The organism is Allobosea sp. LjRoot237, assembly GCF_964253285.1.
Classification (GTDB): domain Bacteria; phylum Pseudomonadota; class Alphaproteobacteria; order Rhizobiales; family Beijerinckiaceae; genus Allobosea.
This window is the reverse complement of record NZ_CAXUQP020000001.1, coordinates 1,953,347-1,968,779: the sequence shown is the minus strand read 5'-3', so window position 1 is coordinate 1,968,779 and position 15,433 is coordinate 1,953,347. Positions and strand designations below refer to the sequence as shown.

At 66.3% G+C, this 15,433-nt stretch carries 18 protein-coding genes and 1 tRNA gene; 4 read left to right on the top strand and 15 right to left on the bottom strand.

All coding sequences use genetic code 11. From position 1 onward, the window contains the following. Positions 1-327: 327 nt before the first annotated feature. Together rplA and rplK are read right to left on the bottom strand one after the other, a co-directional pair. Entirely contained in the window at positions 328-1,026 is a 699-nt protein-coding gene (rplA, locus tag ACSQ24_RS09550) for a 50S ribosomal protein L1 (protein ID WP_057189971.1), read from the bottom strand. A 13-nt stretch (positions 1,027-1,039) separates the two neighbouring features. After that, positions 1,040-1,471 (bottom strand): 50S ribosomal protein L11, encoded by a 432-nt coding sequence (rplK, locus tag ACSQ24_RS09545; protein WP_126110497.1) that lies wholly within the window; start codon positions 1,469-1,471, stop codon positions 1,040-1,042. 396 nt (positions 1,472-1,867) lie between these two features. Here rplK and ACSQ24_RS09540 point away from each other — a divergent pair, with 396 nt between their 5' ends. Continuing rightward, the gene (locus tag ACSQ24_RS09540; RefSeq protein ID WP_436094453.1) at positions 1,868-2,107 is read left to right on the top strand and encodes a hypothetical protein; all 240 of its coding nucleotides are present in this window, start codon (positions 1,868-1,870) and stop codon (positions 2,105-2,107) included. 175 nt (positions 2,108-2,282) lie between these two features. Here the strand turns inward: ACSQ24_RS09540 and ACSQ24_RS09535 are convergent, their stop codons facing one another. The 10 genes from ACSQ24_RS09535 to tuf all read right to left on the bottom strand — a co-directional run bounded on the left by ACSQ24_RS09535 (position 2,283) and on the right by tuf (position 10,648). Next, positions 2,283-2,810 (bottom strand): cytochrome b, encoded by a 528-nt coding sequence (locus ACSQ24_RS09535; protein WP_436094452.1) that lies wholly within the window; start codon positions 2,808-2,810, stop codon positions 2,283-2,285. Continuing rightward, positions 2,807-4,402, bottom strand: coding sequence for a methyl-accepting chemotaxis protein (locus tag ACSQ24_RS09530; protein WP_436094451.1), 1,596 nt, complete (start codon positions 4,400-4,402; stop codon positions 2,807-2,809). Before ACSQ24_RS09530 ends, ACSQ24_RS09535 begins: the two co-directional genes overlap by 4 nt. 125 nt (positions 4,403-4,527) lie before the next feature. Continuing rightward, positions 4,528-5,061 (bottom strand): transcription termination/antitermination protein NusG, encoded by a 534-nt coding sequence (nusG, locus tag ACSQ24_RS09525; RefSeq protein ID WP_436094450.1) that lies wholly within the window; start codon positions 5,059-5,061, stop codon positions 4,528-4,530. 15 nt (positions 5,062-5,076) lie between these two features. Next, complete coding sequence (secE, locus tag ACSQ24_RS09520) at positions 5,077-5,271, bottom strand: preprotein translocase subunit SecE (protein ID WP_057189978.1); 195 nt, start codon at positions 5,269-5,271, stop codon at positions 5,077-5,079. Positions 5,272-5,426: 155 nt separating this feature from the next. Further along, positions 5,427-6,158, bottom strand: a complete 732-nt coding sequence (locus tag ACSQ24_RS09515; protein ID WP_436094449.1) for a class I SAM-dependent methyltransferase — start codon at positions 6,156-6,158, stop codon at positions 5,427-5,429. Between the two features lie 19 nt (positions 6,159-6,177). Then, positions 6,178-6,253 (bottom strand) — tRNA-Trp (locus ACSQ24_RS09510). 224 nt (positions 6,254-6,477) lie between these two features. After that, positions 6,478-7,605, bottom strand: a complete 1,128-nt coding sequence (locus tag ACSQ24_RS09505; RefSeq protein WP_436094448.1) for an ABC transporter substrate-binding protein — start codon at positions 7,603-7,605, stop codon at positions 6,478-6,480. Positions 7,606-7,722: 117 nt separating this feature from the next. Continuing rightward, positions 7,723-8,400, bottom strand: a complete 678-nt coding sequence (locus tag ACSQ24_RS09500; RefSeq protein ID WP_436094447.1) for a GntR family transcriptional regulator — start codon at positions 8,398-8,400, stop codon at positions 7,723-7,725. Further along, positions 8,393-9,229, bottom strand: coding sequence for an isocitrate lyase/PEP mutase family protein (locus ACSQ24_RS09495; RefSeq protein ID WP_436094446.1), 837 nt, complete (start codon positions 9,227-9,229; stop codon positions 8,393-8,395). The genes ACSQ24_RS09500 and ACSQ24_RS09495 overlap by 8 nt, the downstream gene beginning before the upstream one ends. A gap of 228 nt (positions 9,230-9,457) precedes the next feature. Further along, a complete protein-coding gene (gene tuf / locus ACSQ24_RS09490) occupies positions 9,458-10,648 on the bottom strand; it encodes an elongation factor Tu (protein ID WP_436094445.1) in 1,191 nt (396 codons plus the stop codon). On the opposite strand from tuf, the gene ACSQ24_RS09485 reads away from it, so the two are divergent. Continuing rightward, a complete protein-coding gene (locus ACSQ24_RS09485) occupies positions 10,580-10,762 on the top strand; it encodes a hypothetical protein (RefSeq protein ID WP_436097982.1) in 183 nt (60 codons plus the stop codon). The genes tuf and ACSQ24_RS09485 overlap by 69 nt on opposite strands. Before the next feature lie 15 nt (positions 10,763-10,777). Here the strand turns inward: ACSQ24_RS09485 and ACSQ24_RS09480 are convergent, their stop codons facing one another. Further along, the gene (locus tag ACSQ24_RS09480; protein ID WP_436094444.1) at positions 10,778-11,686 is read right to left on the bottom strand and encodes a hypothetical protein; all 909 of its coding nucleotides are present in this window, start codon (positions 11,684-11,686) and stop codon (positions 10,778-10,780) included. 147 nt (positions 11,687-11,833) lie between these two features. Here ACSQ24_RS09480 and ACSQ24_RS09475 point away from each other — a divergent pair, with 147 nt between their 5' ends. After that, positions 11,834-12,145 (top strand): SelT/SelW/SelH family protein, encoded by a 312-nt coding sequence (locus ACSQ24_RS09475; RefSeq protein WP_284170413.1) that lies wholly within the window; start codon positions 11,834-11,836, stop codon positions 12,143-12,145. A 176-nt stretch (positions 12,146-12,321) separates the two neighbouring features. Here ACSQ24_RS09475 and cysE read toward each other — a convergent pair whose 3' ends face one another. Together cysE and ACSQ24_RS09465 are read right to left on the bottom strand one after the other, a co-directional pair. Next, entirely contained in the window at positions 12,322-13,170 is an 849-nt protein-coding gene (gene cysE / locus ACSQ24_RS09470; protein WP_436094443.1) for a serine O-acetyltransferase, read from the bottom strand. Between the two features lie 285 nt (positions 13,171-13,455). Continuing rightward, a complete protein-coding gene (locus tag ACSQ24_RS09465; protein WP_436094442.1) occupies positions 13,456-14,223 on the bottom strand; it encodes an alpha/beta fold hydrolase in 768 nt (255 codons plus the stop codon). 133 nt (positions 14,224-14,356) lie between these two features. Between ACSQ24_RS09465 and ACSQ24_RS09460 the strand changes: the two genes are divergently transcribed. Next, the gene (locus ACSQ24_RS09460; protein WP_436094441.1) at positions 14,357-15,319 is read left to right on the top strand and encodes a DUF1624 domain-containing protein; all 963 of its coding nucleotides are present in this window, start codon (positions 14,357-14,359) and stop codon (positions 15,317-15,319) included. Positions 15,320-15,433 lie beyond the last annotated feature (114 nt).

The following is a 15,433-nucleotide window of genomic DNA, read 5'->3' as shown; positions in this document are numbered from 1 at the left end:
GAGATTGCTCTCCTCGGCCAAAACACCCATTCTTCAGCGGCGAGAGCCGGATCCGATCAGGTTGGAACAACCTGATCGGTGAATCCGTCTCTCACTTTTGGTAGGAGACCGTTTTGCCGATCAGCTTGCGGCGCAAGCTGATCGGAACGGGCTCCGCCGCCAAAAAACGCGAAATGGACCTCCTCGTGCCAAGCACGCGGAAGCCCCGTCACTTATGGAAACACGGAGGAGGCTATAGACCCTCCCCCGGCTTCTGCCAAGTGGTAATCCCTGCGCTGAAGCGCAAGGCGGGGCTGCGGCCGCGATAGAAGCGGCCGCAAAGCGCTATCAGCCGCCGAGCACCGTGTTCGGCTCGATCTTGACGCCCGGACCCATGGTCGAGGAGATCGCGACACGCTGGATATAGGTGCCCTTGGCGCCGGCCGGCTTCGCCTTCGAGACCGAATCGACGAAGGCCTTGATGTTCTCGCCGAGCTTGTCGGCATCGAACGAGGCCTTGCCGACGGCGGCGTGGACGATACCGGCCTTCTCGACGCGGAACTCGACCGAGCCGCCCTTCGAGGCGGCGACGGCGGCAGTCAGGTCCATGGTGACCGTGCCGACGCGCGGGTTCGGCATCAGGCCGCGCGGGCCCAGCACCTTACCGAGACGGCCGACCAGGCCCATCATGTCCGGGGTCGCGATGCAGCGGTCGAAGTTGATTTCGCCCTTCTGCACGGTCTCGACCAGATCCTCGGCGCCGACGATGTCGGCACCGGCCTTCTTGGCCTCCTCGGCCTTGGCGCCGCGGGCGAAGACGGCGACGCGCAGCGTGCGGCCCGAGCCGTTCGGCAGGTTGCAGACGCCGCGAACCATCTGGTCGGCGTGACGCGGATCGACGCCGAGATTCATCGCGATCTCGACGGTCTCGTCGAACTTGGCGTTCGCGCGGGCCTTGACCATCGCGACGGCCTCGGCGAGCGGGTAGAGCTTGATGCGGTCAACGCCTTCACGGCCTTTGACGACGCGCTTTCCGACATGTGCCATTGTCAGTTCCCCCTCAGCCCACGACTTCCAGGCCCATGGAACGGGCCGAGCCACGGATCATCGCCACAGCCGAATCGACGCTGTCGCAGTTGAGATCGGCCATCTTCTTCTCGGCGATCTCCTTGAGCTGAGCCGACGTGACCTTGCCGACATTGCCGCCCTTGCCCGGGGTCTTCGAACCCGAGGTCAGGCCAGCAGCCTTCTTCAGCCAGTACGAGACCGGCGGCTGCTTCATCTCGAAGGTGAAGGAGCGATCCTGATACGCGGTGATGATCACCGGGATCGGCATGCCCTTCTCCATCTGCGCGGTCTTCGCATTGAAGGCCTTGCAGAATTCCATGATGTTGAGGCCGCGCTGACCGAGCGCGGGACCGATCGGCGGCGACGGATTGGCCGCGCCCGCCGGAACCTGAAGCTTCACGTAACCCGTGATCTTCTTAGCCATGATGGCTGCTCCTGTCGCTCGCCCCGGTGCCGACCGGAACGACGACGCCCCGCCCGCGAGCTGCTACCGCTCCGGATCGGGGTGTTGCAGGGCGTGGTGCGGCGTGAACCTCCGGCTGGCTGACCGGCACGCCTCCCACGCATGTGAGGGCCGCCCTATGGCACAGGGCGAACCGAAAGGAAAGCCCGGAAGCGCCCCCGCGCTGCGGACGGCGCGTCGCAGGCGAGAGCCGCTGCGCCTCGCGCGCCAGAATTCCCTCCGCATCGAGTTCCCGGATCGGCCGGTCGCGTCGCTATCCGGCCGTGATGCCCAGGTGCCACCGAGGGAACAATGACCATAAGGCGTGGTTGAATCGAGATCGGCATTGCGAACCAATTTGCCCAACGGGAGGCGACCATGCTCGTCATCTGGTTTGGTGCCCTTTTGGTTATTGCGGGCATGACCTACATGGCCATGAGGGCAATCTGGAAGGGTCCGATGAGCGGGCCGAACCGAACTCGCTCGGGTTTGCCTCGTGGCACCCTCGAACCGCCGGGGCGTGGCGGGGAGATCAGCGTCTTCGCTCTGTCACGGAACTGGCCCGGCCTACTGCTCATGGTGGTGGGCGCCATTCTCTTATTGGCGGGCGTCGTTTAGACCACTCCTCGAATCATCGGGCGGGCGGTCCGGTCAATCGACCAGACATCTCGCGAATTCGGCGCCAGGCGGCGCGAAAGGCGAGATTGAGGGGCGGCCAGCGCTCGCGGTGCCGGATGGTCGGGAAGCATAGGCTCAGCCGAGGCGGCGCGGGTGTTAACCGGTTAACGCAAGCTCAGCCGGCCTTGGCGTCCCGCGTCAGATAATCGCCGAGCGCCATCCCGATATGGATGACGACGAGCGCGATCAGCCCGAAGGCGAGCCAGGCATGGCTCGTCAGCAAGAGGTCGGCATGGCCCATCTCCTCCGGCCATATCGCTGGAAGCGAAAGGCCAAACAGCAGCTGTCGTGCCCCGAACCCGGAGGCGCCAGCCCAGCCCAGCAGCGGCACGACCAGGAGGACGAGATACAGCAGCGCGTGGACCGGCCGGCTCGCCACCCCCTTGCGCCAGCGTGCCGTGAGCTGCGCGAACAGGCGGTAGGCGATCCGGATCAGCACGAGGCCGAGCAGCAAGGCGCCCGTGGTCTTGTGGCAGAGGTAGAGCGCGTCGGCAGCCGGCCCCTCGCCGATCTGCTTCATCATCACGCCGCTGCCGAACAGCGTCAGCACCAGCGCAGCGGTCAGCCAGTGCAGGACCTGCGCGATGGCCGGCGGCGACGACGATGCTGCGCCCGCTTCCTGCTCGGACATCGCCATGCTCATGCCGCCAGCTCCTTGCGCGTGATGAAGCCCTCGACAGCCTGCCGCAGCTCCGCCGCCTGCCGGTCGAGATCGGCGGAGGCCGCCGTGACCGAGCCGGCCGTCTGGCGCCAGTTAGCCAGCGTGCCGGCGAGTTGCTCGACCTGTTCGGCGACGAGCCTGACATCGCCGGCGGTCCGCGACGTCGTCTCGCTGATCGAGCGCGAGCCGACATCCTGGCGAGCGGTCACTTCGGCGATCGAGAGCGCCGCCTTGTCGACTTTCTCGACCGAGGTCACCAGGGCGCCGATCCGCAAGGTGATGCGCTGCGCCGCGACGGTGATCTGGTTCAGCCCTGTGCGGACATCGTCGGTCGCCTCGGCGGTGCGGTGCGCGAGCTGCTTGACCTCGCCGGCGACGACCGCAAAACCCCTGCCCGCCTCGCCGGCCCGCGCCGCTTCGATGGTGGCGTTCAGTGCCAGCAGATTGGTCTGGCTGGCGACGGTTCCGATGATGTCGATGACCTGCACGATCTTGCCGACCGCATCGCTCAGCTCGACCGTGTCGGCCGTCGCCTGGTCGACCAGCGCCTTTGCGGCATCGGCGACCTCTGAGGTCCGCCAGGCCTCGCTTGCCGCCGTCGCCAGCAGCGTGGACACCTCGGCGATCGCGCCGGCGACATGATCGACATGCGAGGAGACGCGCTGCGTCGACTGCGTGGCAGCGCCGGCCCGCTCGTCGACGACACCTGAGAGCTCTGCAAATTCTCCGGCGGCCTGCGACAGCCGGGCGGCATGCTGCTCCAGCGCCTGGGCGATCGCGGCGATCCGTTCCTGGAAGGCTGCATTGCGGGCCTGGGCGGCCTCCTGGCGCGCGACTTCACCCGAAAGCGCGTCCAGTCGCGTCTGGGCGACCTCCTGTTCGGCCTGGAGCCCGCGCTGATGCGCCAGCAGGGCGCGGCCGAGCATGCCGATCTCGTCGCGCCGCATGGCGAGCTTGCCGAGCCCCCGCCCCTCTTGCCGGTTCTCGGCCAAAGCTCGCGCCATGCCGGAGATCGGGCGGACCAGCCAGTTATGCTCGAGCACCACGATGAAGACGAGGCTGAACAGCCCGAGCAGCGAGAGCAGGACCTTGTTCTGATGGGCGCTCTCGACATGATGCGACAGGCTCGCGCTCAGCCGGCCGATCTCCTCGCCGAGCCCGCGCCGCAGGGCCGAGCGCTTGTCCGCGATCACCCTGAGCTCGGCCCGGGCCGTCGCCGTGTCGGCCGTCTCGCGCATGGCGTTGGCACGCGCCGCAACCGCCTGGGTATCGGCCTGCAGCCTGCCCTCGAGCCGGGTGGCAATGTCCTCGGCCGCGATCGCGAGCACCTCGAGATCGGAAGGCTCCGCCCGATTGCCCGAGAAGATGGCGATGCTGATGCGCTCGAAGACCATGGTCGTCGCTTCGAGGCGGCGAGCGAGATCGCTCTGCGCCTCCAGGGCCTGCGTGAAGCCATGGAGCTTGCGCGAGCCGACAAGCTCGGTCGCGACATAAAGACAGGAGAGCGCGCCGAGGAGCACGCCCCACAGCGCCAAACGCTGCCCGACCGTCGCCTTGAATGTCCTGGGAAACATGCCCGCCCGCACCAAAAGCCGGCGGAACATTGCCATACACGCCTGAAGGAGGCGTTAACTACGAAATCACGCAAAAAGGGTGCCGTTTCCGGCACCCTTTGGCAGGCCGTCGCAGCGTCCAGGCGTCAGAGCTTCTCGACCTGGCTGTATTCGAGCTCGACCGGCGTGGCGCGGCCGAAGATCGAGACTGCGACCTTGAGGCGAGCGCGGGCATGGTCGACATCCTCGACGACGCCGTTGAACGAGGCGAACGGGCCGTCGGCGACCTTCACCTGCTCGCCGACCTCGAACACGATCGTCGGCTTCGGCCGCTCGATGCCCTCGGCGACCTGGCCCTTGATCCGCAGCGCCTCGTTCTCGGGAATCGGCATCGGCTTGGCCTTGTCGGCGCCGAGGAAGCCGGTGACCTTGGGCGTATTTTTGATGAGGTGGTAGACCTCGTCGGTCATCTCGCACTTCACCAGGACATAGCCTGGGAAGAACTTGCGCTCGGTGTCGACCTTGCGGCCGCGGCGGACCTCGACGACCTTCTCGGTCGGGACCAGCACTTCCTCGAACTTGTCGGAGAGGTGGCGCTGCGCCGCCTGATCCTTGATCGACTGCGCGACCTTGTTCTCGAAGTTGGAATAGGCGTGGACGATGTACCAGCGGGTGCTCACGTTATTAGCTTCCGTTCAACGAGCGCCGAGGATGAGGCCGAGACCCCAGCGGATCACCGTGTCGGTGAAGAGGAAGAACAGGCTGGACATCAGCACCATCAGCAAGACCAGGCCGGTGGTGATCAGCGTCTCGCGGCGCGAGGGCCAGGTCACCTTGGCGGCCTCGCTGCGCACCTCCTGCAGGAACTGGAAGGGATTCGTCTTCGCCATCGGGCTCGTCACCTCGGTTCCGGATCATCGCGTTTAAGCGGCGATTCGGCGGTCCTGAAAGATTCGCGGCGCGGGGCCCAGGGAGCCGCGCGCCGTCGTTAAGGGCTTCTTACAACGCGATTGCCCGCGCGCCAAGCGGTTTTGAATCGAGCGCTTCAGGGTCGCTCGGCTGCGACCAGCAGGAAGGCCGGCCGCTCGCGCTCTTTGGCCCAGTCCGGCTCGGCCGCGATCTGCTCGGGCGTCGGTCCCCATTCCTCGACATGGCGCAGGCGCAGGCCGAGCCCGATCAGCAGGTTGAGATAGGTCGCGAGCGTGCGGTGCTGCTTCATCACGCCGTCGGCCAGCCAGTCGGTGACGCGCCGGCCCTCGTCGAGATAGGCCCCGACCGGCCAGACCGGCAGGCCCGATTCATCCTGCGACCAGTTTTGATGGCGCGGCGCCGTCATGATCGGATGCTCGACCGAGAAGACAAAGCGCCCGCTTGGCTTCAGCGCCCTCTGCACGCGGCCGAAGACGACAGGCAGATCGACAAGGTAGTGAAAGGCGAGCGAGGAGTAGACGAGGTCGAAGCCCCCGGCCGCCGGCTCGTAGGTTTCGAGGTCGGCCTGCTCGAAGCGAACGCCTGTCGCGCTCGTCTCCGCCCTTGCCCGCGCCAGCATGCGCTCGGAGACATCGACGCCGACGACCTCCGCCGCCCCCTCACCGGCAGCAAAACGGCAGAACCAGCCGAACCCGCAGCCGAGATCGAGCACGCTGGCCCCGACCAGCGGCGGCAGCAAGGCGCGCAGCGCCGGCCATTCCGGTGCGCCGTCGAGCCCGCGCAGCGAACGTGGCAACTGGCTGTAATTCTGGAAGAAGCCGGCGTCGTCGTAGATGTTCTGTGTCATCGCAGCACGGACGGACGGCTGGCAGGGGCGGTAGGGCTCGAACCTACGACACCCGGTTTTGGAGACCGGTACTCTACCAACTGAGCTACACCCCTGTAGCGTCGGTTGCTTAGCCCGAACCTCGCCGGCTTTTCAAGTCGAAATCGCAACCGTCTCGTTCGAAGTTGACTCAGATCCTCAGCCGCACACGGCAAGGCCGTGCAACTTCAGCATAATTCGCTGAAGGCAGCTCGCGAAAGAGTTGGCTCTGGAAGCGCCCGCACAACGATAAGGGGCGGCGTGACCGCCGCCCTTCCGAACAACGGCCCCGGTTGGTCGCTTACTTCGGCAGCCGGCCGATGATCTTCTGCTTGCCGTCGACGACCTCCGCCAGGAAGCTCTCGCGCTGGACATCGCCCTTCTCGTCGAAGGTCGTCTCCATCAGGATGCCGGGCTCCTCTTCCGGCTTGATCGTGGCGCCATGCAGCGTCGCCGCGATCTTGGTCGGCTCGAACTTGCCGAGCTTCTCGGTCGCCCATTTCACCGCATGGACGGCCATGTAGCCCTTGATGCCGTTATGGTCGGGCATGAATTTGAAGCGTGCCTCGAAGCGCTTGCCGAACTCCTGCAAGGCCGGGATCGGCGCATCGATGGTCTGGCCGACATGGCCGCGCACGCCTTCTGCCGCCTTGCCGGCGAGCTCGATCACCTTCTGGCTCAGGATCGTGGTCTCGCCGATCACCGGCTTGCCGACATTCTGGTCGCGCATCGCCACCAGCAGCCGGGCGCTCTCCTCCTCGTTCAGATAGACGAAGACGGCGTCGGCATTGGCATTCTTGATCTTGATCGCATCGGCGGCGAAATCGGCCTGGCCCTGCTCGGTCGAGAGGTCGACCGAGACCGCGATGCCGCGGCTCTTCAGTTCCTTGAGGATGGCTTCGTGCCCGCCCTTGCCGAAGTCGTTGTTGACCCAGACGACCGCGACCGACTTCGCCTTGACCTCGTCCTTGAGATAGGCAGCGATCTTAGGCATCGCCGCCGACTGGCTGAGCGAGGTCCGGAAGATGAAGGGGTTGCCCTGGGCGGTGTAGGCCGTGCCGTCACCCGCCGCGAGCTGGGCGATCTCGGCCCGCTGCGCGATCTGCATCGAGGCCATGATCGAGCCGGTATAGACCGGCCCCAGCACCGCATGTGTGCCCTCGTCGATCGCGCGCTGCACGGCGGCGCGGGCATTGGCCGGGTTGGTCTGCGTGTCATAGGCGACGAAGTCGATCTTGCGGCCGAGAATGCCGCCCTTGGCGTTGATCTCCTCGATCGCCAGCTCGATGCCGCTCTTCCAGTTGGTGCCGGCGGTCGCCCCTGGTCCGGAGAGCTCGGCGATGGTGACGAGCTTCACCTTGTCCTGTGCCGCCACCGGCGTCGCAGCCAACGCGAGCGCCAGGGCCGCAGCTTTAAGAGCACAATTCATGACGCCTCCTCCCGAGGTTCGATGGGCCGTTTGCGGCTCTCATCCGAAAGCATAATCTCTAGGACACTGTATGCAAGTTCATTTGATCGCCCGGGGGCTCCCTGTCGCGGCGGCGCGTCAGGCCGGAACGTCGCCGCGACGCAGCACATCGGCATAGGCGTCCCAGGCCCGCATGATGTGCCGGTGCAGGATGGCGTCGAGATCGGCCAGACGACCTGCGGCAAAGGTTTCGACCATCAGGCGATGCTCGGCCATGGAGCGCTCCTGCTCGCCTTCCAGCGGCACCGAAAGATGCGTGCGCAGCGCCGCAACGCGGCCGGAGACGCCGCGATAGGCGTTGGCGAGATAGCGGTTTCCGCAATGCTGGAAGAAGACTTCGTGAAAATCGGTGTCGGCGCGGGCATAATCGTGGCGCGTGCCGCCCGCCAGCGCCGCCTCCATCGCTGCGAGCCCATTGTTCATCGCGGCGAGCGCTGCCACGCGCCCCTTGGCCATGCATTCGCGCAGGGCCTGCGTCTCCAGCATGAAACGGAAGACGCAGAGCTCGGCGACGTCCTCCTCGGTCGGCGCGAAGACGAAGGTGCCCTTCTTCGGCACGATCGTCACCAGTCCCTGCAACTGCAGCCGCGCCAGCGCCTCGCGCACCGGCGTGCGGCTGACCCCCAGCGCCTCGCTCAGCGCTTCCTCCGACAGGCTCTCGCCGAAGCCCATCTCGGCGTCGACGATCGCATTGCGTAGGCGTTCCTCAACGATCGTGACCAGGGATTTCGGCTGTTCGACCTTGAGATCAGGCATAGTGCTCGCGCCCCAGGAAAGCCTCGTAGCTCGGCAGGTCGAGCATGGTGGGCTCCAGCGCCCGCGTCGTGCCGGAGCGCTTCAGCTCACGCGCGAAGGCCGCCATCATATGGGCGTAGGCCAGGGTCGACGACACCGGATAGCTCAGCACCTTGAAGCCGAGGCGCCCGAAATCCTCGGCGGTCAGCGACGGCACCCTGCCCTCGACATAGTTGAACATCAGCGGCGCCTCGATCTCGCGCAGCGCCCGCTTCATCTCGTCCTCGGATTGCAGCATTTCGAGCAGCACGAGATCGGCGCCGGCCTGCGCATAGGCCTTGCCGCGCGCGATCGCCTCGTCGAGGCCGAGCGGCAAACGCGCATCCGAGCGGCCGATGATCAGGAAGTCGGGATCGCGCCTCGTCGCCACGGCGATGCGGATCTTCTCGGCCTGCTCCTCGCGCGTGACCAGAGCGAGCCCCGCCATGGCGCCGCAGCGCTTGGGCGTGACCTGGTCCTCGAGATGGATCGCGGCGACGCCGGCGGCCTCGTATTCGGCCACGGTCCGGGCGACGTTGTTGAGATTGCCGTAGCCGGTATCGGCGTCGGCGATCAGCGGCACCTTGATCGCGGCAGCCAGCGCCCGGCCGCGCGCCACCATCTCGGTCATGGTCAGGAGGCCGATATCGGGCGCGCCGATCAGGCTGGCGGAAAGACCGTTGCCGGTCATGTAGATCGCCTCGAACCCGGCCTGCTCGAGCGCCCGCGCGCCGATGGCGTCATGGCAGCCGGGCGCGACCACGAGGCCGGGCTGGCGCAGCCTGTCGGCGAGCGAATGGCGGGGACTCATCGCGTTTCTCCAGTCCGTATGCAAGATACAGGAAGCTGGCACGGCGCGCTCTGCGACGCCAGTCCCGAACTCGGTTCGCGGACGGGCTGGCGTCAGAATCGAAAAGGGCGGCGTTGCCGCCGCCCCTTCCCCAGTTTCGGACTGAGCCCGAAGCGTTACGCGATGATGGTTGCGACGACGCCTGCACCGCAAAGTCTGCGGTTTCCGCGGACGTCGTTGTCGCTTCGATCAAGCAATGATCGTAGCGACGACGCCGGCACCGACGGTGCGTCCGCCTTCGCGGATGGCGAAGCGCAGCTTCTCTTCCATCGCGATCGGCACGATCAGGTGCACTTCCATGGCGATGTTGTCGCCAGGCATCACCATCTCGGTGCCCTCGGGCAGGTGCACCACGCCGGTCACGTCCGTCGTGCGGAAGTAGAACTGCGGGCGGTAGTTGGTGAAGAACGGGGTGTGGCGGCCGCCCTCCTCCTTGGTCAGGATGTAGGCCTCGGCCTTGAACTTGGTGTGCGGCTTCACCGAACCCGGCTTGCACAGCACCTGGCCGCGCTCGACGTCCTCGCGCTTGATGCCGCGCAGCAGCGCGCCGATGTTGTCGCCGGCCTGGCCCTGGTCGAGCAGCTTGCGGAACATCTCGACGCCGGTCACCGTCGTCTTGACCGTGTCCTTCAGGCCGACGATCTCGATTTCCTCGCCGACCTTGACGATGCCGCGCTCGACGCGGCCGGTCACCACCGTGCCGCGGCCCGAGATCGAGAACACGTCCTCGACCGGCATCAGGAAGGGCTGGTCGATCGGCCGCTCCGGCTGCGGGATGTAGGCGTCGACCGTCTTCATCAGCTCGAGCACCGCATCATGCCCGATCGCCGGGGTGACGCCGTCCAGCGCCGCCTTGGCCGAGCCCTTGGTGATCGGGATGTCGTCGCCCGGGAAGTCGTATTTCGACAGAAGCTCGCGGATCTCCATCTCGACCAGCTCGAGCAGCTCGGCGTCGTCGACGAGATCGACCTTGTTCATGAACACCACCAGCGCCGGAACGCCGACCTGGCGCGCCAAGAGGATGTGCTCGCGGGTCTGCGGCATCGGGCCGTCGGCCGCCGACACCACCAGGATCGCGCCGTCCATCTGCGCCGCGCCGGTGATCATGTTCTTCACATAGTCGGCGTGGCCGGGGCAGTCGACGTGGGCATAGTGGCGGGCCGCCGTCTCGTACTCGACGTGCGCCGTCGAGATCGTGATCCCGCGCGCCTTCTCTTCCGGCGCCTTGTCGATCTGGTCATACGCCGTGAACGACGCGCCGCCAGACTCCGCCAGAACCTTCGTGATCGCAGCCGTCAACGACGTCTTGCCATGGTCAACGTGACCAATCGTGCCGATGTTGCAGTGCGGCTTCGTCCGAGCAAACTTCTCTTTGGCCATGTCACCTTGTTCCTGACGATGCCCGCGCAGGGCCGGAAAAACGCGGTCGCATTAGGGCGTTTTGGGGCGAAGCGCAAGCTGGCAGAGCCTGCAGCGGCACTTCCATGTGCCTGACGGCATCCGCGCCGGCTAGCGCACGACCTCGAGCCCGCCCTTCGTCAGGCGGAAGAGCTGCTTGCTGACCGGGAATCCATCATCCTTCATCGCGGCGATCGCTCGCAAAGCCGCTACGGCTTTCGGGTCGTCGCCGTCGCCGAAGGCGAGCACGCTGCGCCCCGGCATGGCGATCACGACCGTCTTCGGCAGATCGGGAATGTCCTTCCATGGATTCGGCAGCAGAAGGAGCGAGACATTGTAGTCGGGCGGGTTGAAGTCGAAGGCGCGGACCAAACCGTGATCGTGGATCTCAAACCGCTTGGCGCGCCGCTCGAGATTGGCGAGCGCCGCCTCGAACACCTGCGCATCGCTCATGCCATAGCGCCGCCCTTCCCCGACCGGGACGAAGCGGGTGATCCGCGGCAGATCGAGCGCCGGCACGACGATGACGTCGCCGGCAAGCGGCAGGTGAAGCAGCTTGCCGTCAGGCACGCCCTGCTTGCGAGCCAGCGCCGCGAAGTCGTCGACATATGAGCGGTTCTTGAGAACGGGCAGCAGCGCATCGCGGAAACGAGCGATCTCCGCCGGGCTGGGCTTGCTCGGATCTCCGCTGGCCGCGACGCGGTCGAGCTTCTGCAACAGACTGTCGAAAGCCTTTTGCCGGCGGCTCGCATCGGGCTCCCTGTTGAGCTGGGCCGACAGGCTCGCCAACCCGAAGCGCATCTCTGTGCCGCCGGCGATGACGACGAAGTCACCGGCATCGACGCGCGCGCCACTGATGCCGGCCCGGCCGCGACTGGCCGCCTGCAGCAGCGCCGCCAGTTCCGCCTCGCTGACCGGGCGTGCCTCGTTCAGCCGCGCGCGATCCAATGCTGCCGCGGACACGATGAAGCCCGCCAGGCAAACCAATGCCAGCACGAACACACGCAACGCTCTGCCCATAACGACCCCACCCTTACGTCACGAGCAGATGCTCGCACACAACCTGGGCGAGAACAATGACGTAACGGCACTCGCCGTATAATGGGCTGGTGCGCGATGCCAACCGTGGCGTAAGAGCGGGTTCTCTACCGGCTCCAGGAACACGTCATGACCGAACCCAAGCCCGGCCCGCGCATCGCCATCACCTATTGCAGCATGTGCAACTGGCTGCTCCGCTCCGCCTGGATGGCGCAGGAGCTGCTGCAGACCTTCGGCCAGGATCTCGGCGAGGTCGTGCTGATCCCGCGCACCGGCGGCATCTTCCAGATCCATTATGACGGCGAACTGATCTGGGACCGTACCGTCGATGGCGGCTTCCCCGATGTGAAGCAGCTCAAGCAGCGCGTGCGCGACCGGCTCGACCCCGAGCGCGATCTCGGCCACCTCGACGACCACAAGAAGAAGCTCGTGCAGGGCTGATCAGCCCTGCACCTGGCATCGTCCCGAAGGCGACCCGGAGGCCTTCTCGAAAGTCGCTCCGGCGAGTCGGCTGGCGGTGTTTTCGAGAACCGGAGCGTAGCGGACATCGGTCCGTGAGCACCGGAAGCGCAGAGAACGCCGTCAGACGGCCGTTGGAGTAGAGTTTCGGGACGGCCTCAGATGCCGCCGCCGCAATCGCCGGCTAGGATCTGGTCCATCGAGCGCGACGGCTCGGCGCAGCCGGCCTCGCCGACCACCTTGGCCGGCACGCCGGCGACCGTGGTGTTGCGCGGCACCGCCGCGAGCACGACCGAGCCGGCGGCGACGCGGGCGCATTGCCCGACCTCGATATTCCCGAGGATCTTGGCGCCGGCGCCGATCAGCACGCCCTTGCGGATCTTGGGATGGCGATCGCCGCCCTGCTTGCCGGTGCCGCCCAGCGTCACATCCTGCAGCATCGAGACATTGTCCTCGATCACCGTGGTCTCGCCGACGACGAGGCCGGTGGCATGGTCGAGGAAGACGCCCTTGCCGATCTTGGCGGCCGGGTTGATGTCTGTCTGGAACACCTCCGACGAGCGGCTCTGCAGATAGAGCGCGAAGTCGCGCCGGTCCTGCCGCCAGAGCCAATTGGCCAGGCGGTGCGTCTGCAGCGCGTGGAAGCCCTTGAAATAGAGCACCGGCTCGATCAGCCGGTAGCAGGCGGGGTCGCGGTCGAGCACGGCGACGACATCGGCGCGGATGCCCTGCCCGATCTCGGGATCGGCAGCGATCGCCTCGTCGAAGGCCTGCGCGATCAGCTCGGCCGGCACGGCGCCATGGCCGAGGCGCGCCGCGATGCGATGGCCCACCGCCGCCTCGAAGCTAGGCTGGTTCGCGATCGTCGCCAGGATGAAGCTCGCCATCGCCGGCTCGCTCGCGATCGCCAGCTCCGCCTCGTTGCGCAGCCGCGACCAGACCGGGTCGACGCGGTCGAGGCCGGTCGCGGGATCGCGAATCTCGATGTTCGGGCGCCCGGATGGCATGGCGTTCTCCGCTGCGGTTCGCTCGTAGATCATCTAGAGCCGGATCCGATCAGATTGACTCAATCTGATCGGTGAATCCGTCTCTAAGCTAAAGATAGAGACCGTTTTACCGATCCGCTTGCATAGCAAGCGGATCGGAACGGGCTCTAGCACGATCAGGTCGTGCCGGAGCACATGGCTCCGCCTTCTAGCTGAATCAAGCGGTGAAGAACAAGAATCGATTTGCGAGGCAAGTGTCGCAAGCTGTTGCCGTAGAATAATATTCTACCTGAGGAGAACTTTATTCTACGGCCGCCGCGCCAGGAACTCGACGACTGCCTGCTTGTGCGTGCGATCCCCGACCGCGAGATTGTGATCGCGCCCTTCGATGGCGAAGCTTTCGGCGCCCGGGATCAAGGCCGCCAGCTCCGGGCCGGAGCCGGAGACGTCGTCCCTGGTGCCGACGCTGACCAAAGTCGGCACGGCGATGCGGCCGACATCCTCGACCGAGAGCGTCTGCCGCGTGCCGCGTATGCACGCTGCAAGCGCCCGCAGATCACTGCCGGTGTTCTCGGCAAAGGCGCGGAACATCCGCTGCATCGGATCGGTCAGGTCGGCGAGTGAGGGCGCCTCCATGGCGTCGGCGATACCGAGCGGCAGGCCGACGCCTTCGACCAGATGGATGCCGAGTCCCCCTAACAGCAGCGAACGAACGCGCTCAGGATGGGCCAGCGTCAGATGCGACGCGATGCGCGCGCCCATCGAATAGCCCATGATGTCGGCACGCTCGATCGAGAGATGGTCCATCAGCCGGCGCGCATCCTCGGCCATGATGTTGGAGTGATAGGCTTCGGGATCGTAGAGCTTCTGGCTCCGACCATGACCGCGATTGTCGTAGAGCACGACGCGCCGGCCGGCATGGGTCAGCGTCTTGGTCCACTGCGTGTTGACCCAGTTCACCGCATGGCTCGAGGCGAAGCCGTGGATCAGCACGATCGGATCGCCGGAACCCTCGCCGGTTGGGGCGAGATCGAGATAGGCGATGGCCACGCCGTCGGAATCGAATGTCTGCATCTGCCCTGCTGCCGGCTGCCTTTGATCTTTGGGCTGGTCTGCCATGCCGGCGCGGCTTTGGGTAGCATCCTCGCCGGCATGCCGGTGCCCGCCACCCCTTTCCGCATTGCCGCGCGCCGCTTATGACGAAGCCATGAGCGAACAAGCGCAACCTTCGGCCGGCGGCCGTATCGAACTGGTCGATCTGGCCCGCGGCATCGCGCTCCTGGCGATGTTCGTCTACCATTTCGCCTATGATCTCTCCTATTTCCGGCTGATCGGCGTCGATGTCGTCAGCGATCCCGGCTGGCGCGCCTTCGCCCGGCTGATCGCCGGCTCCTTCCTGGCGATCGTCGGCTTCAGCCTGGTGCTGGCGACACGCAAGGGCTTCGACCGCGGCAATTATCTGCGCCGTCTCGCCCTCGTCGCCTGCGCGGCGATCCTGGTCACCTCCGCGACCTGGTTCGCCCTGCCGCAGATCTTCATCTTCTTCGGCATTCTGCATCATATCGCGCTGGCGAGCGTGCTGGCCCTGCCCTTCCTGTTCCTGCCGACGCTGATCATCGCGCTCACGGCTGTCGTCGTCTTCGCCCTGCCCTTCATCCTGGGCGACGGCGTGTTCACGCAGGACTGGCTGTCCTTTCTCGGCTTCGGCCCCTGGCCGCTCACCGCCGATTTCGTGCCGGTCTTCCCCTGGTTCGGCTGCGTCCTCGCCGGCATGGCGCTGGCGCGGATCGCTCTCCCGAAAACACAGGAGAGCGGCTGGGCAAGCTGGCGGGCGACATCCGCCCCGACCCGGCTCATCGTCCTGGGCGGCCGCAACAGCCTGTTCGTCTATCTCGTCCACCAGCCGCTCTTCATCGGCGCGCTCTTCCTGTTCATGCAGGCGACCGGCCCGAAACTGCCCGATGCGGAGGCGGTCACCTTCCTCACCTCCTGCCAACGCTCCTGCACGGCGACAGGCACGCCGAAGGACATCTGCGAGCGCGTCTGCGGCTGCTCGATGGACGGGCTCAAGCAGGCCAATCTCTGGGTCAAGGCGCTTGCCGACGCGCTGAGCCCGGCGGAAACCGAGCGGGCGCGCGAGATCGGCATGACCTGCGCCCGCCAGCCCTGATCGCCTCGCCGCCCGCAGCGGCGACAGGTCACGGCAGCATCGATGTCGATCTGTCTCACGCGCGCTGGCGCGGCCTGCGGCGAACGATTATGGTGCCGCCGAATTTACAAGGAC